This window comes from Rhodopseudomonas pseudopalustris (assembly GCF_900110435.1).
Classification (GTDB): domain Bacteria; phylum Pseudomonadota; class Alphaproteobacteria; order Rhizobiales; family Xanthobacteraceae; genus Rhodopseudomonas; species Rhodopseudomonas pseudopalustris.
In genome coordinates this window covers 196,397-217,958 of the sequence record NZ_FODT01000006.1, presented here as the reverse complement: position 1 = coordinate 217,958, position 21,562 = coordinate 196,397, and the positions used below count along the sequence as shown (strand labels likewise).

At 64.8% G+C, this 21,562-nt stretch carries 22 protein-coding genes; 15 read left to right on the top strand and 7 right to left on the bottom strand.

Annotated features, from left to right (window positions below; all coding sequences use genetic code 11):
• The first annotated feature begins 64 nt into the window (after nt 1–64).
• From ctaD to BMY71_RS13840, 11 genes are all read left to right on the top strand, one after another.
• On the top strand, nt 65–1,690 hold the full coding sequence (ctaD, locus tag BMY71_RS13890) for a cytochrome c oxidase subunit I (RefSeq protein ID WP_092684429.1): 1,626 nt from the start codon (nt 65–67) through the stop codon (nt 1,688–1,690).
• Nucleotides 1,691–1,763: 73 nt separating this feature from the next.
• A complete protein-coding gene (locus tag BMY71_RS13885) occupies nt 1,764–2,705 on the top strand; it encodes a heme o synthase (protein WP_092684427.1) in 942 nt (313 codons plus the stop codon).
• Nucleotides 2,706–2,717: 12 nt separating this feature from the next.
• A complete protein-coding gene (locus tag BMY71_RS13880) occupies nt 2,718–2,879 on the top strand; it encodes a hypothetical protein (protein ID WP_011501242.1) in 162 nt (53 codons plus the stop codon).
• A 14-nt stretch (nt 2,880–2,893) separates the two neighbouring features.
• On the top strand, nt 2,894–3,520 hold the full coding sequence (locus BMY71_RS13875; RefSeq protein ID WP_092684425.1) for a cytochrome c oxidase assembly protein: 627 nt from the start codon (nt 2,894–2,896) through the stop codon (nt 3,518–3,520).
• Between the two features lie 80 nt (nt 3,521–3,600).
• Nucleotides 3,601–4,455: a cytochrome c oxidase subunit 3 gene (locus BMY71_RS13870; protein WP_011501244.1), complete on the top strand. Its 855-nt coding sequence runs from the start codon at nt 3,601–3,603 to the stop codon at nt 4,453–4,455.
• A 186-nt stretch (nt 4,456–4,641) separates the two neighbouring features.
• On the top strand, nt 4,642–5,034 hold the full coding sequence (locus tag BMY71_RS13865) for a DUF983 domain-containing protein (RefSeq protein ID WP_092684423.1): 393 nt from the start codon (nt 4,642–4,644) through the stop codon (nt 5,032–5,034).
• Nucleotides 5,031–5,837, top strand: a complete 807-nt coding sequence (locus BMY71_RS13860; RefSeq protein ID WP_092684421.1) for an SURF1 family protein — start codon at nt 5,031–5,033, stop codon at nt 5,835–5,837. Before BMY71_RS13865 ends, BMY71_RS13860 begins: the two co-directional genes overlap by 4 nt.
• A gap of 144 nt (nt 5,838–5,981) precedes the next feature.
• Complete coding sequence (gene thrC / locus BMY71_RS13855) at nt 5,982–7,400, top strand: threonine synthase (RefSeq protein ID WP_092684606.1); 1,419 nt, start codon at nt 5,982–5,984, stop codon at nt 7,398–7,400.
• On the top strand, nt 7,397–8,686 hold the full coding sequence (locus BMY71_RS13850; RefSeq protein WP_011501248.1) for a M16 family metallopeptidase: 1,290 nt from the start codon (nt 7,397–7,399) through the stop codon (nt 8,684–8,686). Before thrC ends, BMY71_RS13850 begins: the two co-directional genes overlap by 4 nt.
• Nucleotides 8,687–8,758: 72 nt before the next feature.
• The gene (locus tag BMY71_RS13845; RefSeq protein WP_011501249.1) at nt 8,759–9,346 is read left to right on the top strand and encodes a GNAT family N-acetyltransferase; all 588 of its coding nucleotides are present in this window, start codon (nt 8,759–8,761) and stop codon (nt 9,344–9,346) included.
• Between the two features lie 106 nt (nt 9,347–9,452).
• Nucleotides 9,453–10,115, top strand: a complete 663-nt coding sequence (locus BMY71_RS13840) for a hypothetical protein (protein WP_011501250.1) — start codon at nt 9,453–9,455, stop codon at nt 10,113–10,115.
• 290 nt (nt 10,116–10,405) lie between these two features.
• On the opposite strand, the gene BMY71_RS13835 is transcribed toward BMY71_RS13840, so the two are convergent.
• From BMY71_RS13835 to BMY71_RS13815, 5 genes are all read right to left on the bottom strand, one after another.
• Nucleotides 10,406–10,897: a F0F1 ATP synthase subunit B family protein gene (locus tag BMY71_RS13835; protein ID WP_092684419.1), complete on the bottom strand. Its 492-nt coding sequence runs from the start codon at nt 10,895–10,897 to the stop codon at nt 10,406–10,408.
• Between the two features lie 5 nt (nt 10,898–10,902).
• Nucleotides 10,903–11,460, bottom strand: coding sequence for a F0F1 ATP synthase subunit B family protein (locus tag BMY71_RS13830; protein ID WP_011501252.1), 558 nt, complete (start codon nt 11,458–11,460; stop codon nt 10,903–10,905).
• A 52-nt stretch (nt 11,461–11,512) separates the two neighbouring features.
• Nucleotides 11,513–11,740, bottom strand: a complete 228-nt coding sequence (locus tag BMY71_RS13825; protein ID WP_009796340.1) for a F0F1 ATP synthase subunit C — start codon at nt 11,738–11,740, stop codon at nt 11,513–11,515.
• A gap of 50 nt (nt 11,741–11,790) precedes the next feature.
• On the bottom strand, nt 11,791–12,543 hold the full coding sequence (locus tag BMY71_RS13820) for a F0F1 ATP synthase subunit A (protein WP_092684417.1): 753 nt from the start codon (nt 12,541–12,543) through the stop codon (nt 11,791–11,793).
• 70 nt (nt 12,544–12,613) lie between these two features.
• Complete coding sequence (locus BMY71_RS13815; protein WP_011501254.1) at nt 12,614–13,000, bottom strand: AtpZ/AtpI family protein; 387 nt, start codon at nt 12,998–13,000, stop codon at nt 12,614–12,616.
• Between the two features lie 300 nt (nt 13,001–13,300).
• On the opposite strand from BMY71_RS13815, the gene BMY71_RS13810 reads away from it, so the two are divergent.
• The 3 genes from BMY71_RS13810 (at nt 13,301) to BMY71_RS13800 (ending at nt 15,176) form a co-directional block, all read left to right on the top strand.
• Nucleotides 13,301–13,924 (top strand): 2-hydroxychromene-2-carboxylate isomerase, encoded by a 624-nt coding sequence (locus BMY71_RS13810; protein ID WP_092684415.1) that lies wholly within the window; start codon nt 13,301–13,303, stop codon nt 13,922–13,924.
• Nucleotides 13,925–14,066: 142 nt separating this feature from the next.
• The gene (locus tag BMY71_RS13805; RefSeq protein ID WP_041805124.1) at nt 14,067–14,657 is read left to right on the top strand and encodes a hypothetical protein; all 591 of its coding nucleotides are present in this window, start codon (nt 14,067–14,069) and stop codon (nt 14,655–14,657) included.
• Between the two features lie 45 nt (nt 14,658–14,702).
• Nucleotides 14,703–15,176, top strand: coding sequence for a secondary thiamine-phosphate synthase enzyme YjbQ (locus tag BMY71_RS13800; protein ID WP_011501257.1), 474 nt, complete (start codon nt 14,703–14,705; stop codon nt 15,174–15,176).
• Nucleotides 15,177–15,272: 96 nt separating this feature from the next.
• Here BMY71_RS13800 and BMY71_RS13795 read toward each other — a convergent pair whose 3' ends face one another.
• Complete coding sequence (locus BMY71_RS13795) at nt 15,273–16,937, bottom strand: MFS transporter (RefSeq protein ID WP_092684413.1); 1,665 nt, start codon at nt 16,935–16,937, stop codon at nt 15,273–15,275.
• A 315-nt stretch (nt 16,938–17,252) separates the two neighbouring features.
• On the opposite strand from BMY71_RS13795, the gene BMY71_RS13790 reads away from it, so the two are divergent.
• On the top strand, nt 17,253–17,927 hold the full coding sequence (locus BMY71_RS13790) for a response regulator transcription factor (RefSeq protein ID WP_011501259.1): 675 nt from the start codon (nt 17,253–17,255) through the stop codon (nt 17,925–17,927).
• 80 nt (nt 17,928–18,007) lie between these two features.
• On the opposite strand, the gene BMY71_RS13785 is transcribed toward BMY71_RS13790, so the two are convergent.
• Entirely contained in the window at nt 18,008–21,514 is a 3,507-nt protein-coding gene (locus BMY71_RS13785) for a PAS domain-containing hybrid sensor histidine kinase/response regulator (protein WP_092684411.1), read from the bottom strand.
• Nucleotides 21,515–21,562 lie beyond the last annotated feature (48 nt).

The following is a 21,562-nucleotide window of genomic DNA, read 5'->3' as shown; positions in this document are numbered from 1 at the left end:
GTCATCGCGCGAGGCGTCTGAACGAGGACCGCGAGGTTCGAAGGTTTCAAGTCAGGATCTGAAAATGACGATGGAAGCTGCAAGGGTTGCTCATTCCGATCACGCGCATGACGATCACGCCCATGCGCATCCGACAGGGTGGCGGCGCTACGTCTACTCGACCAATCACAAGGACATCGGCACCATGTATCTGATCTTCGCGATTATCGCGGGGATCATCGGCGGCGCGATGTCGATCGCGATCCGGATCGAGCTGATGTACCCGGGCGTGCAGATCTTCCACGAAAGCCACACCTACAACGTGTTCGTCACCTCGCACGGCCTGATCATGATCTTCTTCATGGTGATGCCGGCGATGATCGGCGGCTTCGGCAACTGGTTCGTGCCGCTGATGATCGGCGCGCCCGACATGGCGTTCCCGCGCATGAACAACGTGTCGTTCTGGTTGCTGCCGGCCGCGTTCGCGCTGCTGCTGATCTCGACCTTCGTGGAGGGCGAGCCGTCGTCGAACGGCGTCGGAGCGGGCTGGACGATGTACGCCCCGCTATCGACCTCGGGGCATCCCGGCCCCGCGGTCGACTTCGCCATCCTGGCGTTGCACATCGCCGGCGCCTCGTCGATCCTTGGCGCCATCAACTTCATCACCACGATCTTCAACATGCGCGCGCCGGGCATGACCCTGCACAAGATGCCGCTGTTCGTGTGGTCGATCCTGGTCACGGTGTTCCTGCTGCTGCTGTCGCTGCCGGTGCTCGCCGGCGCGATCACCATGCTGCTGACCGATCGCAATTTCGGCACGACCTTCTTCTCGGCCGAAGGCGGCGGCGATCCGCTGCTGTTCCAGCATCTGTTCTGGTTCTTCGGCCATCCCGAAGTCTACATCCTGATCCTGCCGGCGTTCGGCATGGTCAGCCAGATCGTCTCGACCTTCTCCAAGAAGCCGGTGTTCGGCTATCTCGGCATGGCCTATGCGATGGTGGCGATCGGCGTGATCGGCTTCGTGGTCTGGGCGCACCACATGTACACGGTCGGGATGTCGAGCACGACGCAGGCCTATTTCGTCGCGGCCACCATGGTGATCGCGGTGCCGACCGGCGTGAAGATCTTCTCCTGGATCGCCACGATGTGGGGCGGCTCGATCGAGTTCAAGACGCCGATGCTGTGGGCCGTCGGCTTCATCTTCCTGTTCACCGTCGGCGGCGTCACTGGCGTGGTGCTGGCGAATGCCGGCGTCGACCGCGTGCTGCAGGACACCTATTACGTCGTCGCGCACTTCCACTACGTGCTGTCGCTCGGCGCCGTGTTCGGGATCTTCGCCGGCTGGTACTACTGGTTCCCGAAGATGTTCGGCTACATGTACAGCGAGACGATCGGCAAGCTGCACTTCTGGGTGACGTTCATCGGCGTCAACATGGTGTTCTTCCCGCAGCACTTCCTCGGACTGTCGGGGATGCCGCGCCGCTACGTCGACTATCCGGACGCGTTCGTCGGCTGGAACCTGGTGTCGTCGATCGGCTCCTACATCTCCGGCTTCGCCGTGCTGATCTTCCTGTTCGGGATGACGCTCGCCTTCATCCGCAAGGAGAAGGCGGCGGACAATCCGTGGGGCGTCGGCGCTACCACGCTGGAATGGACCCTTTCGTCGCCGCCTCCGTTCCATCAGTTCGAAGTGCTGCCGCAGGTGCGCTGAGGCTATTGCGACAACGAGCATCCGCCGGGGTTCATCCGCCGGCGGATGCGGCTCAAACAACAGAGGTTTCGAATTGTCGGTCATCGACACCAACCAGATCGATCTCGCCGCGCCCCGCATCTCCGAGGCCGGAGTCGCCGACTACGTCGCGCTGTTGAAGCCGCGGGTGATGTCGCTGGTGGTGTTCACTGCGCTGGTCGGTATGCTGCTGGCCCCGGGCGACTTCCATCCGGTGCTGGCAGTCACCGCGATGCTGTGCATCGCCGTCGGCGGTGGCGCCGCCGGCGCGCTGAACATGTGGTACGAAAACGATATCGACGCGCTGATGACGCGCACCGCGAACCGGCCGATCCCGCGCGGCCGCGTTACCCGGCCCGAAGCGCTGACCTTCGGCATGACGCTGTCGTTCTTCTCGGTGGTCACGCTCGGCGTACTGGTCAATTGGATCGCCGCGGCGCTGCTCGCCTTCACCATCTTCTTCTACGTCGTGATCTACACGATGTGGCTGAAGCGATCGACCGCGCAGAACATCGTGATCGGCGGCGCCGCCGGCGCGTTGCCGCCGGTGGTGGCCTGGGCCGCGGTCACCGGCTCGCTCGCGGTTGAGCCGCTGCTGTTGTTCGCGATCATCTTTTTCTGGACGCCGCCGCACTTCTGGGCGCTGGCGCTGTTCCGTAACGACGACTACGCCCGCGCCGGCGTGCCGATGCTGCCGGTGGTCGCAGGTCCCGATCACACGAGGCTGCAGATCCTGCTCTACACCGTCGTGCTGGTCGCGGTCGCCGCAGCGCCGTGGCCGCTCGGCTATTTCGACGCGGTGTACGGCATCGCCTCGCTGGCGCTCGGCGGCTGGATGCTGGTGCTCGCCATTCGGGTGTATCGCCATCGCAGCGGCAGCGCCGCGCTGCGGGCGACGCGCAATCTGTTCAAGTTCTCGATCCTGTATCTGTTCGCGCTGTTCTCGATCCTGTTGATCGAGGTCGTCGCGAAGGCCGTGTGGCAGTTGTTCGCCTGAGGAGGTCTTGCAATGGACCAGCCGAGGAGACCGGGGATCGTTCTCACCGAAGCGCAGAAGAAGCGCCAGCGTGAACGCTCGATCGCCATCGCGCTCGCGCTCGCCGTGCTGGTGGCGCTGTTCTTCGCGGTGACCATGGTCAAGGGACCGATCGTGCTGCAACGGCCGATGTGAGGAGCAAACCAGCGATGCCGGACGTCCAGCCCAGCGCGTTACCGAAGCCGGCCCCTCGCCGCGGTCTCGGGCGCGATGCGGCGGTGGCGTCGATCTGCGGCTTCGTGGTGGCGCTGATGGTGGGCGCATCATTCGCAGCCGTGCCGTTCTACGACTGGTTCTGCCGCACCACCGGCTTCAACGGCACGACGCAGGTGGCCGGCTCAGCGCCGTCGTCGGAGCCGCTGGCGCGCAAGGTGTCGGTGCGGTTCGATTCGAACATCAACGGTCTGCCGTGGAAGTTCGAACCAGAGCAACGCGAGGTCGAGGTGGCGATCGGCCAGGTCGTGACCGTGTACTACAGCGTCACCAACACATCGAAGCGCGCGACCACCGGGCAGGCGGCCTACAACGTCACGCCGCTGACGGTCGGCTCCTATTTCACCAAGATCAATTGCTTCTGTTTCACCGAGCAGACGCTCGCCGCCGGCGAGACCCGCGAAATGCCGGTTGTGTTCTACGTCGACCCGGCCTTCGCCGCCGACAATGAGAACGACACCGTCAAGAACATCACGCTGTCCTACACCTTCTATCCCGTGCGTGAGCCGCCGCCGAAGCCGTTGGCTTCGGGCGAGCCGGACCAGCGCAAGGGCAATTTATAAACGACACGGAAACGCTGCAAGACGACTGTCGGGTGGCCTTGGGCAAGACCTCACCGGCACTGCCAATGGAGAGCACGACAATGGCCACCGCGCACGCGAAACGTCACGATTATCATCTGGTCGATCCGAGCCCGTGGCCGTTCGTCGGCTCGGTATCGGCCTTTGTCATGGCGCTGGGTGCGATCGGCTGGATGCACAACATGTTCCAGGGCGCGCCGATGCTGTTCGGCGTCGGCGTGATCGGCGTGCTCTACACCATGGCGAGCTGGTGGAGCGACGTGATCAAGGAGGCCGAGTTCCAGGGCGACCACACCCGCGTGGTGCAGATCAGTCACCGCTACGGCATGATCCTGTTCATTGCCTCTGAGGTGATGTTCTTCGTCGCCTGGTTCTGGGCGTTCTTCAACTCCGCGCTGTTCCCCGGCGACCCGGTCCACGCCACCCGCGAGGCGTTGTTCGGCGGCGTCTGGCCGCCGAAGGGCATCGAGACCTTCGATCCCTGGCATTTGCCGCTGCTCAACACGCTGATCCTGCTGACGTCGGGCACCACGGTGACCTGGGCGCATCATGCGCTGCTGAACAACGATCGCAAGGGGCTGAAGAACGCGCTGATCCTGACAATCCTGCTCGGCGTCACCTTCAGCTTCGTGCAGGCCTATGAGTACAGCCACGCGAGCTTCTCGTTCGCCGGCAACATCTATGGCGCCACCTTCTTCATGGCGACCGGCTTCCACGGCTTCCACGTGCTGATCGGCACCATCTTCCTGCTGGTCTGTCTGATCCGCGCCACCAAGGGACACTTCACTCCGACCCAGCATCTCGGCTTCGAATTCGCCGCCTGGTACTGGCACTTCGTCGACGTGGTCTGGCTGTTTCTGTTCGTCTCCATCTACGTCTGGGGCCACGGTGCCTCGACCATGGCCGGCGCACACTGACCTCAGCCGGATGTGCTACAAAAGGCGGCCTGCATGGCCGCCCTGTTCATTTTCCTTGTCCCCTCGTGGGAGAAGGTGGCGCGGACGAAGTCCGCGTCGGATGAGGGGGCTTGGGGCACAACCCCTCACCCGGCTTCGCTTTCGCGAAGCCACCCTCTCCCACAAGGGGAGAGGGTTGGAGGCGCGATGTCCGAACAAGTGCCAGAAGTAACCCTGCTGCAGAGCGCGCTGCGCGGCGTCGCCTGCCGCTGCCCGCGTTGCGGCGAGGGCAAGCTGTATGCGGGTTTCCTGACGCTGCGGCCGCGCTGCGAGGTCTGCGATCTCGACTACGCGTTCATCGATGTCGGCGACGGCGCGGCGGTGTTCATGATCCTGATCGGCGGCGCGATCGTGGTCGGCTGCGCGCTGGTGGTGGAGGTGAAGTATCAGCCGCCGTTCTGGCTGCACGCGGCGCTGTGGGGGCCGCTGGTGCTCGCCACCACGCTGCTGCCGTTGCGGTCGATGAAGGCGCTGCTGATCGCGCTGCAATTCCATCACAAGGCGCAAGAAGGCCGTCTGGAGGGGCCGGAACCGAAATGACCGTGTCCCCCTCGCGCCGGCGCGGCATCGCCGGAATGAGCCTGATCGCGCTCCTGATCGTCGCGGTGTTGCTGTCGCTCGGCTTCTGGCAATTGCAGCGCCGCACCGCGAAGCACGCGCTGATCGCGGCGCTGACCGAGCGCCTCGCCGTCGCGCCGGTCGCATTGCCGTCTCCCGCCGCGTGGCCGTCGCTCACCCCCGCCGCCGATGAATTCCGCCGCGTCAGCTTCACCGCTTCCTATGCGAAGCAGCCGGATGCGATGGTGTATTCTTCCGGCTCCGCGGTGCGCGGCGACATTTCCGGGCCGGGCACCTGGGCGTTTCTGCCGGCGCAATTGCCGGGCGGCGAGACCGTCGTGGTCAATGCCGGCTTTGTGCCGAACACCATGCAGGACCGTGGCTACGAGGACCGCGTGGTGGCGCCGCTCGTCACCGGCCAGCCGGTGACGCTCACCGGCTATCTACGCTTCCCGGAAACCGCCGGGATTCTGACGCCCGAGCCGGACATCGCCAAGCGGCTGTGGTTCACCCGCGACGTGGCGGCGATGGCCGACCGGCTCGGCTGGGCCGGGGGCGCGCGTCCTGCGCCGTTCTATCTCGATCTGGAGTCGCCGGTGCCGGCCAATGGCCTGCCCAAGCCCGGGCCGCTCGGCGTCTATTTGCGCGACCAGCACATCCAATACGCCATCACCTGGTTCGGCCTGGCCTTCGCGGTGGTGGTCGCCTTTGCGTTCTGGCTGCGCGGCCAGTGGCGGGCCCGGCCCGCTGCGCCGGCTGGCCGGGCGTCGCGCCGCATTGCGTGATGTCGCTGGATGCAATCTTTTCGTCAGGGGCGGTTTCCCCTGCGCGGGAAAACGCTCTATGGTGCCCGTGATTTCACCCGCGCGTGAGACTAATATTAATCGATATCAAAGGCTTGGCCGCGGCCCACGCCTTTGGAGGATCCCTTGACGACCTACGTTTCGACCCGGGGTGAAGCCCCGCGCCTCGGCTTTTGCGACGTGATGCTGACCGGGCTCGCCCGTGACGGCGGGCTGTATCTGCCCGAAGTCTGGCCACAGCTCTCTCCCGAGACCATCGCCGGCCTGTTCGGCCGGCCTTACTGGGAGGTCGCCGTCGAGGTGATCCGGCCGTTCGTGGCCGGCGAGATTTCCGACGCCGAGCTCGGCCGGATGGCCAACGAGGCCTATGCGACCTTCCGTCATCCCGCGGTGGTGCCGCTGCGCCAGACCGGCCCGAGCCAGTTCGTGCTCGAGCTGTTCCACGGCCCGACGCTGGCGTTCAAGGACGTCGCGATGCAGTTGCTGTCGCGGCTGATGGATCACGTGCTGGAGAAGCGCAAGCAGCGTACCACCATCGTGGTCGCAACCTCCGGCGACACCGGCGGCGCCGCGGTCGACGCTTTCGCCAATCTGAACAATGTCGATCTCGTGGTGCTGTTTCCGCATGGCCGGATCTCCGACGTGCAGCGGATGATGATGACGACCTCGGCGGCGCCGAACGTCCATGCGCTGGCGATCGAGGGGCATTTCGACGATTGCCAGGCGATCGTGAAGGGCCTGTTCAATCATCACGCCTTTCGCGACAAGGTCGCGCTGTCCGGCGTCAATTCGATCAACTGGGCGCGGATCGTCGCCCAGGTGGTGTACTACTTCACCAGCGCGGTGGCGCTCGGGGCGCCGAACCGGCAGGTCGACTTCACCGTGCCGACCGGCAATTTCGGCGACATCTTCGCCGGCTACGTCGCCAAGAAGATGGGCCTGCCGGTGCGGCGGCTGAAGATCGCCGCCAACGTCAACGACATCCTGGCGCGGACGCTGAAGACCGGCATCTACGAGGTGCGCGAGGTGCACGCCACCACCTCGCCGTCGATGGACATCCAGGTGTCCTCGAATTTCGAGCGGCTGCTGTTCGAGGCGACCGGCCGCGACGCCGCGCAGGTGCGGGCGCTGATGGGCTCGCTCGCCCAGTCCGGCCGTTTCGTGCTGCCGGATGCGGTGCTGGCGGCGATCCGCGAGGAATTCGACGCCGGCCGTGCCGACGAGACCGAGACCGAGGCGGCGATCCGCGCCGCCTGGCGCGAGGCCGGCGATCTGGTCGATCCGCACACCGCCGTCGCCCTGGCGGTCGCTGATCGCGACACCACGGACCCAACCGTCCCCAACATCGTTCTGTCCACCGCGCACGCGGCCAAATTCCCTGACGCGGTCGAGGCCGCCTGTGGAATGCGGCCGGAGTTGCCGGCCTGGCTCGACGGTTTGATGAGCGGGACGGAGCAGATGCAAGTGATGCCCCGCGATCAGGCGGCGATCGAACGCCACGTGCTGTCCATCAGCCGTGCGGCCAACCAAGGAGCTGTCGGATGAGCGTGGAAGTCAGCAAGCTTCCCTCGGGCCTGACCGTCGTCACCGACACCATGCCGCATCTCGAAACCGCGGCGCTCGGTGTCTGGACCGGCGTCGGCGGCCGCGACGAGAAGCCCGACGAGCACGGCATCTCACATCTCCTCGAACACATGGCGTTCAAGGGCACCACAAGGCGCACCTCGCGCGACATCGCCGAGGAGATCGAGGCGGTCGGCGGCGACCTCAACGCCGGCACCTCGACCGAGACCACCGCCTATTACGCGCGGGTGATGAAGGCCGACGTGCCGCTGGCGCTCGACGTGTTGAGCGACATCCTGGCCAACCCGTCTTTCGCGGCGGACGAACTCGAGCGCGAGAAGAGCGTGATCGTGCAGGAAATCGGCGCGGCGCAGGACACGCCAGACGACGTGGTGTTCGAATATCTCAACGAGCTCTGCTATCCGGAGCAGCCGATCGGCCGCTCGCTGCTCGGCACCGCCAAGACGCTGAAGAGCTTCAACCGCGACAAGCTGCAGTCCTATCTCTCGACGCATTATCGCGGCCCCGACATGGTGGTCGCGGCGGCCGGCGCGGTCGATCACAAGCGCGTCGTCGAGGAGGTCTCGCATCGCTTCGCGAGCTTCGACGCCGCTCCGGCGCCGAAGCCGCAGCCGGCCATGTTCGGCGCCGGCGGCTCGCGCGTGGTGCATCGCGACCTCGAACAGGCGCATCTGACGCTGGCGCTGGAAGGCCTGCCGCAGAGCGACAAGTCGTTGTTCAGCCTGCAGGTGTTCACCAACATCCTGGGCGGCGGGATGTCGTCGCGGCTGTTCCAGGAAGTTCGCGAGAAGCGCGGGCTATGCTACTCGATCTACACCTTCCACGCGCCCTACACCGACACCGGCTTCTTCGGCCTCTACACCGGCACCGATCCGGACGACGCGCCGGAGATGATGGAAGTGATCGTCGACGTCATCAACGACGCGGTCGAGACCCTGACCGACGCCGAGATCGCCCGCGCCAAGGCGCAAATGAAGGCCGGTCTGCTGATGGCGCTGGAAAGCTGCAGTTCGCGCGCCGAGCAGCTCGCCCGGCACATCCTGGCCTATGGCCGGCCGCTGTCGGTCGACGAACTGGTGGCCAAGATCGACGCGGTCAGCATCGACACCACCCGCCATGTCGCGCGCGAGCTGCTGTCGCGCAGCCGTCCGGCGGTGGTGGCGCTAGGCAGCGGGCGGGGTCTGGACGCGGCGGTGGGTTTCGCGGAAGGATTGACACACTCCAAGGCCAAAACGTCGTATCATTGACGCCGCGCGCGGTGCGCGGGGCCTGAGCTTCCCGCGGGCGCGGATCGGAGTGTCGTCGATCGGAGTGTCGCCATGGCGCTGTTTCGAATGCCGTCCGCAGGTCCCGCCGCTTTGGCGCCGCGTGGCCACGGGCTGTTGCTGCGCTCTCCCCAGATGGCCGATTATCCGCAATGGGCCGAGCTGCGCGACCGGAGCCGCGCTTACCTCGCGCCGTGGGAGCCGATCTGGCCGTCGGATGATCTGACCCGCTCGGGCTTCCGCCGCCGGCTCCGGCGCTACGCCGAAGACATTGCCGCCGACCGCTCCTATCCCTTCCTGGTGTTTCGCGAGACCGATGGCGAATTGATCGGCGGCGTGACGCTGGCCAATGTCCGCCGCGGCATCGTCCAGGCCGGCACGATCGGCTATTGGGTCGGCCAGCCACATGCCGGTCTCGGTTACATGACGGCGGCGTTGCGGGTTTTGCTGCCCACGCTTTTCGGCGAGCTCAATCTGCATCGCGTCGAGGCTGCCTGCATCCCCACCAACGCGCCGTCGATCCGCGTGCTGGAGAAATGCGGCTTCACCCGCGAGGGGCTGGCGAGGCGTTATCTCTGCATCAACGGGGTGTGGCAGGACCACCTGCTGTTCGGCCTGCTGCACGAGGATTTTCGCGGCTGATCGGGCGGCGAATCACCTTGGGCGCGTGACATCACCGCCTTTGGTTCGCCGGCTTTGCTTTGCTATAACGCCCCCGTTAAGACCAGTGGAGCAGCCGGGTAGGGTGATGAGACACGATTTTGAACGAGCGTCGCAGCGGCGCCGGGGGCGAAACGCCGCGCGAATCATCATTGGAACGGCGATTGTGGGATCGGCGATCTGCGGCGTCGTGCTGGCGACGACGCCGGCGTGGTCGCAATCGTTCACCGATCGGTTCAAGGGCTTGTTCGGCGGTTCGTCGGATCCGGCGCCGACGATTTCGAACGGCCCCGCGACCGACACCGATCTCACCTGTCCCGCCGTCAGCATCCGCTCCGGCGCCGCGACCTACGCGGTCGGGTTGCCCGGTAAGGAGGCCAGCGGCAACGATCTGCGCTATCAAGTGGTGATCGGCCGCACCGCCCGCGAATGCAATCTCAATGGCGGGATGATCACGGCGCATATCGGCATCCAGGGCCGCGTCATCGCGGGGCCCGCCGGCGCGCCCGAGAATGTCGACGTGCCGATCCGGGTCGCCGTGGTGCAGGATGGCGTGTCGCCGAAGACGGTGTTCACCAAGGCCTATCGGACCAATGTGGCGATGGGCGGCAGCGGCAATGTGCCGTTCAGTCTCGTGACGGAGGATGTCGTTTACCCGGCGCCTCCGGCCGACGTGAACGACGCCTATGTGTTCTATATCGGCTTCGATCCGCAGGCGCTGAAGGGCGAGCCGAAGGCGCGGAAGAAGTAGTCGCTGCGCTTCCGGCGAGCCGTCGCATAACTCTTTCCTCTGATAGCCGGAGCCTCGCAAGGGGTCCGGCGCGCCCCTCTCCCGCTTGCGGGAGAGGGTTGGGGTGAGGGTGAGCCGAGCACTGACCCGGCGGTCTGCGAGAGTGAGCTTCCCACCCGGATCGCTGCGCGATCCGACCTTCCCCGCAAGCGGGAGAGGTTGCGAAGTGCGCGTCGCCGGGTGAAAGCAAACACAAAAAAGCCGGCGCGATCGCTCGCGCCGGCTTTTTGAGTTTTTGGATGGAGCCGCGCTCAGTTGAGCTTGCTGCGGACTTCCTGGATGCCCTTGCCGAGCAGATCGTCGGCGACCTGGCCCTTGACCGACTGCGACAGGATGGTCGCGGCGGCGGAAACGGCGGCCTCGGCGGCTGCGGCCCGGACGTCGGCGACGGCCTGGGCTTCCGCCAGAGCGATCTTGCTCTCCGCGGTCTTGGTGCGGCGGGCGACGAAATCTTCCAGCTTGGCCTTGGATTCCGCCGCGATCCGCTCGGCGTCAGCCTTGGCGCTGGAGATGATCGCCTCGGCCTCGCGTTCCGCCTGGGCGCGCCGCGCGCGATAGTCGGCGAGCAGCTTGGCGGCCTCGTCCTTGAGCTTGCGGGCCTCGTCGAGCTCGGCCTTGATCCGGTCGCGACGATTGTCGAGGGCCTGCAGCACGGTGCGGTGGACACCGAGATAGGCGAACAGAGCCATCAGGATCACGAACGCGATCGCGACCCAGGTTTCTGCTTCAGCGAAGATTCCCATCGGCCTCAGCCCTTGATTGAAGCGTTGACCGCGCTATCCAGCGCCTTGCTGTCCGGCTGAATGCCGGCAAGCTGCTGAACGATCGCGGCGGCTGCCTCGGAGGCGATGCCGCGAACGTTGCCCATCGCGGCGGTACGGGTCGCCGAGATGGTCTTCTCGGCGTCGGCGATCTTCGCCGCCAGCCGCTGTTCCAGCGTCTTGCGCTCGGCTTCCGCCGCCGCGTTCAGCTTTTCGCGGGTCTCTGCGCCGATCGCCTGGGCCCGGGAGCGGGCCTGGGCGAGTTCGGCCTCATAGGCCTTCAGCGCGTCGTCCGATTCGCCCTTCAGCTTCTGGGCCGCCGCCAGATCGCCCTCGATCGTCTTCTGGCGCTCTTCGATCACCCCGCCGACGCGCGGCAAGATGATCTTGGACACGATCAGATAGAGCGCGACGAAGGCGATCGTCAGCGACACCAATTGCGAGGCAAAGGTTTCCTTCTGGAACGGCGGAAACGGAGCCTTGTGGCCTCCATCGGCCGCCGTGTGGGCGGTTGCGCCCTTCGCATCGCCATGACCTTCAGCCACGGGCTTCTCCTGTTCGGCCGGTCATGACCATCGGGTCAGGACCGGATTGGACTTAGAGGGCGAACAGCAGCAGCAGCGCGATCAGCAGCGAGAAGATGCCGAGCGCTTCCGTCACCGCGAAGCCGAAAATCAGGTTGCCGAACTGGCCCTGAGCAGCGGAGGGGTTGCGCACCGCAGCGGCGAGGTAGTTGCCGAAGATGATGCCCACGCCCGCGCCCGCGCCGCCCATGCCAATGCAGGCAATACCAGCGCCAATGTACTTCGCGGCAATCGGATCCATGTAACGAACTCCTGTTGGGGTTTGGTTGAAGAGAGGTCGAATGCCGGGCCTCAGTGGCCCGGATGCATCGCATCGTTGAGATAGATGCAAGTCAGGATGGTGAAGACGTAGGCCTGCAGGAATGCGACCAGAATCTCGAGCGCAGTCAGCGCCACCGTCAAGCCGAGCGGCAGGATCGCGCCCATCCAGCCGAGAAAGCCGAGCGCGCCCAGCATCCCGACGAAGCTCGCGAACACCTTCAGCGCGATGTGGCCCGCCAGCATGTTGGCGAACAGACGCACCGAGTGCGAAACCGGCTTGAGGAAGAAGGAGATGACTTCGATGAACACGACCAGCGGCAGGATGTAGACCGGAACGCCGGACGGCACGAACAGCTTGAAGAATTTCAGGCCGTTTTTGTAGAAGCCGTAGAACAGCACGATCACGAACACCAACAGCGCCAGCGCGACGGTGACGATCAGGTGGCTCGACACCGTGAAGGTGTAGGGAATGATGCCGATCAGGTTCGAGACCGCGATGAACATGAACAGCGAGAACACCAGCGGGAAGAACTTCATCCCTTCCTTGCCGGCGGTGCTCCTGATGGTTCCTGCGACGAATTCGTAGCTCAGTTCGGCGATCGACTGGATCCGCCCCGGAACGAGCTGACGTCCGGCCATGCCGCCGATCATCAGCAGGGAGATGACCCCCACGGAGAGGAACATGTAGGCCGATGAATTGGTGAACGCGATTTCCTGTCCGCCAATGTGACCAAGGGTAAAGAGCTTGGTGATTTGGAACTGATGAATTGGATCGGCGGCCATTCGTTTCTCAGTCTATCGGTTTCGCGAACTTGCGCGGGTGTCGGCGATCAGTTGCACTTCGGAACCCGCGTCAGAGCCGCTCGGACTGCTTCGCCATCACACCCGCGGCTCTCATCACATTGATCACGCCGGCGGTAAAGCCCAGCAGTGAAAACACGATAAGGCCCCAGGGCGAAGTCGACAGCAAACGATCGAAACCCCAGCCGAGAGCCGCTCCGCCGAGGATGCCGGCAACCAGTTCGGAGGAGAGGCGAAGCCCGATGGCCATGGCGGATGCCTTGGCCTGAGCCGTGTCCTGCTCGTCCCCGGACAGGTCAGTCCCGATTTTCCGGCCGCCCTCAATTTTGGACAACCGTTGATCCAGACTTCCGAGCCTTGCGGAAAGCGCAGCTTCATCGGGCGTATTGCCGCGACTTTCATCAGTCTGTTTGCCGCCCTCGTGCGTGTCGTCCGCCATATCGTGGAGACCCGAAACGGTGCCGCAGATGATGAAAATAACGCCCCGTGACCCTCAAAAGCCGCGCGGACCATACTGATGGCATAACGGCAAGTCAAGATTCGCTCGCAGTCCTCTAGCGCATTGTTCTGGTTGATTTTATTGGGGATTTGCGACTCGCTGCGATAACTTGTCCGCAGTGCAATAGCGGGATGCGCCGACGTTCCGGCTTGCACCGGTTGATGGCCTCTGATCGGATGCGCCCGATTTCGGCGACTTGCTCGCAAAGGTCCTCTCGATCTTCCATCAGCCGGAGTGCGCATGTCGCGTCAGATCGACTATTATTTCTCGTTCCAGTCGCCCTGGGCCTATATCGGCCATCAGGCGTTCAGGCGGCTCGTCGAAGCCCATGATCTCGCAGTCAATTACAAGCCGGTGCTGTTGACCGGGCTGTTCTCCGAGACCGGCGGCCTGCCGCTCGCCAAGCGCCATCCGGCGCGGCAGCGTTATCGGCTGGTCGAGCTGCAGCGCTGGCGCGAGAAGCGCGGGCTGGATTTCAAACTATGGCCGAAGCACTGGCCGTTCGACGCCCGTCTCGCCGACGGTGTCGTGCTGGCTGCGGTCGCGGCCGGGCTCGATCCGGAGCTATATTTGCAGCAGGCCTATGCGGGGGTGTGGGAGCGCGAACTCGACCTTGCCGACCCTGCGGTGCTGATCACGCTCGCTGACGACGCCGGCCTACCGGGCGAAAAGCTGGTGGCGCATGCGGCGTCTGACCAGACCCGCGATGCCTATGAGCAGAATCGGCAGGACGCGATGGCGGCCGACGTGTTCGGCTCGCCGGCTTACGTGCTCGATGGCGAGGTGTTCTGGGGGCAGGACCGAATCGAACTGCTGGCCGACGCCTTGAAATCCGGCCGCGGCCCGTACCGTCCGCCGCGTTGAATCCCATATAGGGTATGATCCCGAAAAGTGGCCGCCGGTTTTCGGAAAAGATCATGCTCAAACAAGGACCTGGAGCGGGATGACGATTCGAAGATCAATCATCCGGATTAAGGGGGCACCATCCGCCTGCGGGAGTACTCCGATGACCCTTGCCACCCTCGATGCCATCTCCGCCCGCCCCGCGTCGCGCCTGCTCCGGCTCGCGGCGCTGCCCGTGATGGTCGCGCTTTGCGGCGGCGGCGCTTTGGCGCAGTCGTTGCCGGACAGCGAGAACGGCCGCTACACCTTCACGCCGAGCGCGGAAGGCGTGATGCGGCTCGACACCCGCACCGGCAAGGTCTCCACCTGCAGCGACAAGGGCAATGGCTGGGCCTGCTACGTGATCGCGGATGAACGCGCGGCGTTCGACGCCGAGATCGGCCGGCTGCAGGGCGACAACGATCGGCTGAAGAAGGATGCCGACGCGCTCAAGGTCGAGAACGACAGCCTCAAGGCGCAGCTCGCGCAGCGTGGCCCGACCGTCTCCGGCAAGATCGAAGAATCGATGCCGAAGAGCGACAAGATGGCGACGCCGGAAGTCATCACCAAGGATGGCCAGCGCAAGCTGGAGATCCCGCTGCCGAGCGATCAGGACGTCGACCGGGTGATGGGCTTCATCGAGCGCGCCTGGCGGCGACTGATCGAGATCGCCAACCGGATTCAGCGAGAAACCACCGGCGACGGCAAGACCTGAGCGCGCCCGGCCTGCAAAGCGTTACCGAGCGGAGTGAAGTTTCGCATGATGTCGTCCCGCGCGCTCAGCCGCGCCCCGATCACCGCGGCTGCCGTGACCCATGTCGCGTCGTCCCTGCTCACGGTGCAGACCAACGGCGCGGGCTTCGTCGATATCACCGGCGAGACGGCGAAGTTCATTGCGGAGGCGAACGCGCAGGATGGCGCGCTGACGCTGTTCGTCCGCCACACCTCGGCGTCGCTGACGATCCAGGAAAACGCCGACCCCACGGTGCTCGCCGATCTCGCCACGGTGCTGAACCGGTTGGCGCCCGAGAGCGTCGGCTGGACGCACGATACCGAGGGGCCGGACGATATGCCGGCGCATGTGAAATCGATGCTGACCGCGACCTCGCTGCAGATCCCGGTGCTGCAGGGCCGGCTCGCGCTCGGGACCTGGCAAGGCGTCTATCTGATCGAGCATCGCCGCCGCCCGCATCGCCGCGAGGTAGTGCTGCAGTTTCTCGGCGGCACGCGCTGATCTCATCGGATCAACAGACAAAACGGCCGCGGATCGCTCCGCGGCCGTTTCGCTTTGGCAGGATGGTCCGGCGCGCGGGCGCCGGACCGGAAGACGTCAGGTTTTGCTGATATCGACGTGTTTGGTCTCTGGCAGGAAGATCAGGCCGATCACGACGGTGATCGACGCGAAGATGATCGGGTACCAGAGGCCGGCGTAGATATCGCCGGTCGAGGCCACGATCGCGAAGGCGGTCGCGGGCAGCAGGCCGCCGAACCAGCCGTTGCCGATGTGGTAGGGCAGCGACATCGAGGTGTAGCGGATGCGGGTCGGGAATAGTTCGACCAGCATCGCCGCGATCGGCCCGTAAACCATGGTGACGAACAGCACCAGGACGAACAGCAGCCCGATCACCGCCATCACTTGCGGGCGGAAGATGTCGAACGGGTTCGACATCTTGATGATTTCCGGATTTCCCGCCTTCGGATAGCCGGCCGCCTGGATCGTCGCCAGCACCTGCGGATTGGACGTTTTGGCGTCGGTGTAGGGCACTTCCGTGCCGTTCACGAGCACCTTCACGCCGGAGCCGGCCGGGCCGTTGGTGGTCGAGTACTTGACCGAGGATTGCGACAGGTAGGCGCGGGCGGTGTCGCACGGGGCGGTGAAGACGCGGGTGCCGACCGGGTTGAACAGGTCGCCGCACAGCGCGGGATCCGACACCACCTCGACCTTGACGGTCTCGATGGCCCTTTCCAGCGCCGGGTTGGCGTTGGAGGTGATCGCCTTGAAGATCGGGAAGAACGACAGCGCAGCGATCGCGCAGCCGGTGAGGATGATCGGCTTGCGGCCGATCTTGTCGGACAACCAACCGAACACGATGAAGAAGAAGGTGCCGAGCAGCAGCGACCAGGCGATCAGCAGGTTCGAGGTGTAGCCGTCGACCTTCAGGATCGATTGCAGGAAGAACAGCGCGTAGAACTGGCCAGTGTACCAGACCACGCCCTGACCCATCACGGCGCCGAACAGCGCGATCAGCACGATCTTGGCGTTGCCCCAGTTCGCAAAGGCTTCGGTCAACGGCGCCTTCGAGCTCTTGCCCTCGTCCTTCATCTTCTGGAACACGGGAGATTCGTTCAGCCGCAGCCGGATCCAGACCGAAACGCCGAGCAGCACGACCGACACCAGGAACGGAACACGCCAGCCCCAATCCGCGAACGCGGCTTCGCCGAGAATCGTGCGGGTGAACAGGATCACCATCAGCGACAGGAATAGTCCGAGTGTTGCCGTGGTCTGGATGAACGACGTGTAGTAGCCGCGTTTGCCGGGAGGTGCGTGCTCGGCCACATAGGTCGCCGCGCCGCCATATTCACCGCCGAGCGCGAGACCCTGCAGCAGGCGCAGACCGATCAGGATGATCGGCGCCGCGATGCCGATCGTCGCCGCATTGGGCAGCAGGCCGACGATGAACGTCGACAGGCCCATGATCAGAATGGTGACGAGGAAGGTGTATTTACGCCCGACGATGTCGCCGACACGACCGAACACGATGGCGCCGAACGGGCGCACGAGAAAGCCGGCGGCGAAGGCCAGAAGCGCGAAGATGTCGCGCGTCGCAGGCGGATAGGCACTGAAGAATTGCGCGCCGATAATGGCTGCGAGCGATCCGTACAGATAGAAATCGTACCACTCAAAAACGGTACCGAGCGACGATGCGACAATGACGAAACGTTCGTCCTTCGTCATTCCGCTGGACCGCACCTGCGTCGCGGCATAGGTGGACATAGGCGATTACCTCCCTCTGGCTTGAAAACTTGGTTTTTTCTTGCCGCGCTGCGGAATATCCATTCCGGGCACAGTCCGTTAATTACCAAGCTAACATTGACAATGATGTCCGGCATTACGACTTTCGGCCCACGTTCTTGCTACGTTCTTGCGCTTGCTCAATGTTTTGCGTGGCGGGAAAGAGCAGGATGGTACGCGAAGGCAGCCGAAGACGCCTTGCCAGTCGCCGGACATTAGAGCGACACTTCATCCGACCTGCGGACCGCGGGCCAGAATGCGGGACTGTTTGATTCTAGCTTGCGCACAAGGGACATCATGAGCACGCCCGTCAGCACGCATCTGATCATTGCCGACGACCACCCGTTGTTCCGCGACGCCTTGCGGTTGGCGGTCTCGAGTGTCGTTCCCGGCGCCAAGGTCGGTGAAGCCGGCTCGTTCGAGGACCTCACCGCGATGCTCGAGCGGGACGGCGATGTCGACCTCGTCCTGCTCGATCTGAAAATGCCGGGGATCAGCGGGTTTTCCGGGCTGATCTACCTGCGAGCTCAATACCCGGCGATCCCGGTGGTTGTGGTCTCGGCCAGCGACGACGTCGAGACGATCCGCCGTTCGCTGGATTTCGGAGCCTCCGGTTTCGTGCCGAAGCGCTTCGGAGTCGAGAAGCTGGGCGAGGCGATCCTGCAGGTTCTGGACGGCGACGTCTGGGTTCCGCCGGATGTCGACCTGTCGGCGGCCGCCGATCCCGAGACCAGCAAGCTGCGCGACCGGCTGGTGACGCTGACGCCGCAGCAGGTGCGGGTGCTGATGATGCTGTCCGAAGGGCTGCTCAACAAGCAGATCGCCTATGAGCTCGGCGTCTCGGAAGCCACCATCAAGGCGCATGTCTCGGCGATCCTGCAGAAGCTCGGCGTCGAGAGCCGGACCCAGGCGGTGATCGCCGCGGCGAAAATTTCCGGCAACCAGTGGCGCCAGGACGAGCCGGTGGCATAACGACGAGCCGGTGGCGTAACGACCAGCGACCGGGCTGCTCATCGGATCATTGAAAAGCGCTGGTGAATCCGGCGCTTTTTTTATTCGGCCGCGGTTACCGCCTGCTGGGCGTGCCATTGGTTGAGCAGCGCCCGCAGTGACGCCGCCTTCACCGGCTTGTTCAGCACCGCGATCTCCTCCTGCCGCGCCGCGGCGCGGACGCCGGGGCTGCGGTCGGCAGTGATCAGGATCGCCGGGATGCTGGCGCCGAAGCGCTGGCGGATGTCGCGGATCGCCGCGATGCCGTTGCCGCGATCGAGGTGGTAATCGACCAGAAGCCCGGTAATGCGCCGGCCCGCCGCCTCGATGGCCCTGATCGCGGCTTCCAGATCGGCGGCCGCGATGACGGTGGCGTCCCAGGTCGTCAGCAGCGTCTTCATGCCGTCGAGGATCGCCGGATCGTTCTCGATACACACCACGAGGCTGCCGCTCATCGACGCTCGCGACAGCGGCGTCGCGCTGGTCACCGCGGTGGTGTGGTTGGCGACGGCGGCGATCGGCACCGTCACGGAGAACACCGAACCGCCGCCGCGGTTGGCGTCGAGCGCGATGCTGTGGTTCAGCACGCGGGCCAGCCGCTCGACGATCGACAGTCCCAATCCCAATCCACGGGCGATCCGCGCCCCCTGCTCGAGCCGGTGGAACTCCTTGAAGACCTCGCCGCGCTTGAGGATCGGCACGCCGACGCCGGTGTCGTAGATCGCGACCTTCAGCGACTCGCCCTGACGGCGGCAGCCGACCAGAACGCGGCCCTGAGGCGTGTACTTGATCGCGTTGGAGATCAGATTCTGCATCAGCCGACGCAGCATCAGGCGGTCCGACCGCACCGGCAGCGAGCATGGGACGAAGGTGAGCTTCAACCCCTTGGCGCGCGCGGCCGGCGAGAATTCGATCTCCAGCGAGCGCATCAGGTCGCCGACGACGAAATTCGTCAGCGACGGCGTCATCGCGCCGGCGTCCAGCCGCGAAATATCGAGCAGGGCGCCGATGATCTCCTCGATCGCCTCCAGCGATTCATCGATGTTCTCGACCAGCCGCGAATCCTCGCCGCCGTTCTGACGTTCGACCAGGCTGGTGGCATAGAGCCGCGCCGCATTGAGCGGCTGCAGGATGTCGTGGCTTGCCGCCGCGAGGAAGCGGGTCTTCGAGATGTTGGCTTCCTCGGCGGTGCTCTTCGCCAATGCGAGCTGCGAGTTCAGCCGGGTCAGTTCCTCGGTGCGTTCGCGGACCCGCCTCTCCAAAGTCGCGTTGGCCCGCTCCAGCGCTTCGGCCGCCTCGAAGCTCGGGGTGACGTCGGAGAAGGTGATCACCAGCCCGCCATCCGGCATCCGGTTAGCGCGCACCTCGATCACTAAATGCCGGTCCTGCAGCCGCTCCAGGAATGGCTCGCCCTCGGTGGTGTAGGAGGCCAGCCGCATCTGGGTCTGCGCCTCGGCGTCGGTCTGATTGGTGCCGGTACTCGACAGGAACTCGAGAATCTCGATCAGCGGAATCCCGATCTGGATGATGTGCGGGGGCAGTCCGAGGATCTCGCCGAACTGACGGTTGGAGCAGATCAACTGCAGGTTTGGATTGAAGACGGCGATACCCTGGCGGACGTGGTTGAGCGCGGTCTGCAGGATCTCGCGGTTGAAATGCAAGGCGGCGTGGGAATCATCGAGCAGCTTCAGTGCGGCTTCTGCCGACACCGTGCGCTTGCGCAGCAGCAGCGACAGCACCAGCCGCGACGAAGCCGCGCCGATCGAGGACGCGATCAGGTGCTCGGCATGCTTCAGTAGCTCGAAATCGGCGGGGGCAGATGGATCGAGCGTCAGCCGGCGGCTGATTGCGAACGCGCGAAACGATTCCCGCGCCCGCTCCGGGCCGAGATACTGTCCCACCGCGCCGAGGATGTCCTGCACGGTGACCGTGGTGCGCCAGCGCCGGAACGCCGGCGTCATCGGCGTCAGCGCCGGCACGAACACTTCGGCCTGCAGCCGGTCGATCGACGACGGCTTGCTCAGCAGCGACAGCGCCACATAGGCGAGCAGATTGAGCGACAGGCTCCACGCCACGCCGTGCACCAGCGGCGGCAGCTCGGCGCCGAACAGCGCCCGCGGGCGCAGCGCCTCGATCCCCCAAGGGCCGCTCTGCAACAGCATCAGCCCCGCGGTGCTGCTCTCCATGAAACTCGGGATGAACAGCGTGTAGGCCCAGGTCGCGAATCCGATCAACATACCGCCGATCGCGCCCGCCGCGGTGGCGCGCCGCCAGATCAGGCCGCCGAAGAACGCGGGCGCAAACTGTGCGATCGCCGCGAACGACAACAGGCCGATCGCAGCGAGCTGGGTGTTGCCGAGCGCACGATAGTAAAGATAAGCGAGAATCATGATGACGAAGATCGCCACCCGCCGCACCATCAGCAGGAAATCGCCGAAGCTGCGCTGATCGTTGCGCGGCGCGCCCCGGCGGGTCAGCACCAGCGGCATCACCAGATCGTTCGACACCATCACCGCCAGCGCCACGCATTCGACAATCACCATTGCGGTCGCCGCCGACAGGCCGCCGATGAACACTCCGACGCTGAGCAGCGTCGCATTGGCCTGGATCGGCAGCGCCAGCACGAACATGTCGCTGTCGACCGCGCCGAATGGAAAGGTAACCAGCCCCGCCAGCGCGATCGGGATCACGAACAGATTGATCGCGATCAAATAGAGAGGGAACATCCAGCGGGCGCGGCTGACCTCGGCGTCGTTGGTGTTCTCGACCACGCCGACATAGAACTGCCGCGGCAGCATCAGAAAAGCGCAGAACGACAGCACCGTCATCGTCACGAAGGTGGTCAGGGAGGGCGACGAATCGAGCGCGCGCACCGCTTCCGGCATCTTCCTCGCGTGCTCGATCAGATCGGCCGGGGTGAACATCCAGAAGGTGACGAAGAGACCGGCAGCGAGAAAGGCCACCAGCTTGACGATCGACTCGGTCGCGATCGCCAGCATCAGGCCGTGCTGGTGCTCGGTCGCACGGGTCCGGCGGGTGCCGAACAGCACTGCGAACAGCGCCATCGCCATCGCGACGATCAGAGCGATGTCGCCGACGATCGGAATGTTCGCAATTTTGTGATCTTCGCCGAGGATGGTCTGCAGCGACGACGCCACTGCCTTGAGTTGAAGCGCGATGTAAGGCACCGAGCCGATAATCGCGATGATCGCCACCGTCGCCGCGACCCGCTGGCTCTTGCCGTAGCGCGCCGCGATGAAGTCGGCGATCGAGGTGATGTTCTGGGATTTCGCCAGGCTGATCACGCGGCGCAACAACGGCGTGCAGACCCCGATCAGCAGGATCGGGCCGACATAGATCGCGAGGAAGTCGGCGCTGGTGCGGCTGGCGGAGCCGACCGAGCCGAAGAAAGTCCAGGAGGTGCAATAGATCGCCAGCGACAGCGGATAGATCAGGCCGCCGGCCCGCTCGCGCTGGCGTTGCGACAGCCGGTCGCCGAAACTCGCGATGTAGAACAGGAAACCGATATAGGCGAGCGCGGCTGCGATCACGCCCCAATCGTGCAGCATCGCGGTGATACTCCTCGCGCGCCATGCGCCGGCGGTTTTCTAGCGACA

What these genes read in the sequence shown, in the direction of transcription:
- ctaD (WP_092684429.1), top strand. Translation starts at nt 65, where the DNA reads ATGACGATGGAAGCTGCAAGGGTTGCTCATTCCGATCACGCGCATGAC.
- BMY71_RS13880 (WP_011501242.1), top strand. Translation starts at nt 2,718, where the DNA reads ATGGACCAGCCGAGGAGACCGGGGATCGTTCTCACCGAAGCGCAGAAG.
- BMY71_RS13875 (WP_092684425.1), top strand. Translation starts at nt 2,894, where the DNA reads ATGCCGGACGTCCAGCCCAGCGCGTTACCGAAGCCGGCCCCTCGCCGC.
- BMY71_RS13870 (WP_011501244.1), top strand. Translation starts at nt 3,601, where the DNA reads ATGGCCACCGCGCACGCGAAACGTCACGATTATCATCTGGTCGATCCG.
- BMY71_RS13865 (WP_092684423.1), top strand. Translation starts at nt 4,642, where the DNA reads ATGTCCGAACAAGTGCCAGAAGTAACCCTGCTGCAGAGCGCGCTGCGC.
- BMY71_RS13860 (WP_092684421.1), top strand. Translation starts at nt 5,031, where the DNA reads ATGACCGTGTCCCCCTCGCGCCGGCGCGGCATCGCCGGAATGAGCCTG.
- BMY71_RS13850 (WP_011501248.1), top strand. Translation starts at nt 7,397, where the DNA reads ATGAGCGTGGAAGTCAGCAAGCTTCCCTCGGGCCTGACCGTCGTCACC.
- BMY71_RS13845 (WP_011501249.1), top strand. Translation starts at nt 8,759, where the DNA reads ATGGCGCTGTTTCGAATGCCGTCCGCAGGTCCCGCCGCTTTGGCGCCG.
- BMY71_RS13840 (WP_011501250.1), top strand. Translation starts at nt 9,453, where the DNA reads ATGAGACACGATTTTGAACGAGCGTCGCAGCGGCGCCGGGGGCGAAAC.
- BMY71_RS13835 (WP_092684419.1), bottom strand. Translation starts at nt 10,897, where the DNA reads ATGGGAATCTTCGCTGAAGCAGAAACCTGGGTCGCGATCGCGTTCGTG.
- BMY71_RS13825 (WP_009796340.1), bottom strand. Translation starts at nt 11,740, where the DNA reads ATGGATCCGATTGCCGCGAAGTACATTGGCGCTGGTATTGCCTGCATT.
- BMY71_RS13820 (WP_092684417.1), bottom strand. Translation starts at nt 12,543, where the DNA reads ATGGCCGCCGATCCAATTCATCAGTTCCAAATCACCAAGCTCTTTACC.
- BMY71_RS13815 (WP_011501254.1), bottom strand. Translation starts at nt 13,000, where the DNA reads ATGGCGGACGACACGCACGAGGGCGGCAAACAGACTGATGAAAGTCGC.
- BMY71_RS13810 (WP_092684415.1), top strand. Translation starts at nt 13,301, where the DNA reads ATGTCGCGTCAGATCGACTATTATTTCTCGTTCCAGTCGCCCTGGGCC.
- BMY71_RS13805 (WP_041805124.1), top strand. Translation starts at nt 14,067, where the DNA reads ATGACCCTTGCCACCCTCGATGCCATCTCCGCCCGCCCCGCGTCGCGC.
- BMY71_RS13800 (WP_011501257.1), top strand. Translation starts at nt 14,703, where the DNA reads ATGATGTCGTCCCGCGCGCTCAGCCGCGCCCCGATCACCGCGGCTGCC.
- BMY71_RS13795 (WP_092684413.1), bottom strand. Translation starts at nt 16,937, where the DNA reads ATGTCCACCTATGCCGCGACGCAGGTGCGGTCCAGCGGAATGACGAAG.
- BMY71_RS13790 (WP_011501259.1), top strand. Translation starts at nt 17,253, where the DNA reads ATGAGCACGCCCGTCAGCACGCATCTGATCATTGCCGACGACCACCCG.
- BMY71_RS13785 (WP_092684411.1), bottom strand. Translation starts at nt 21,514, where the DNA reads ATGCTGCACGATTGGGGCGTGATCGCAGCCGCGCTCGCCTATATCGGT.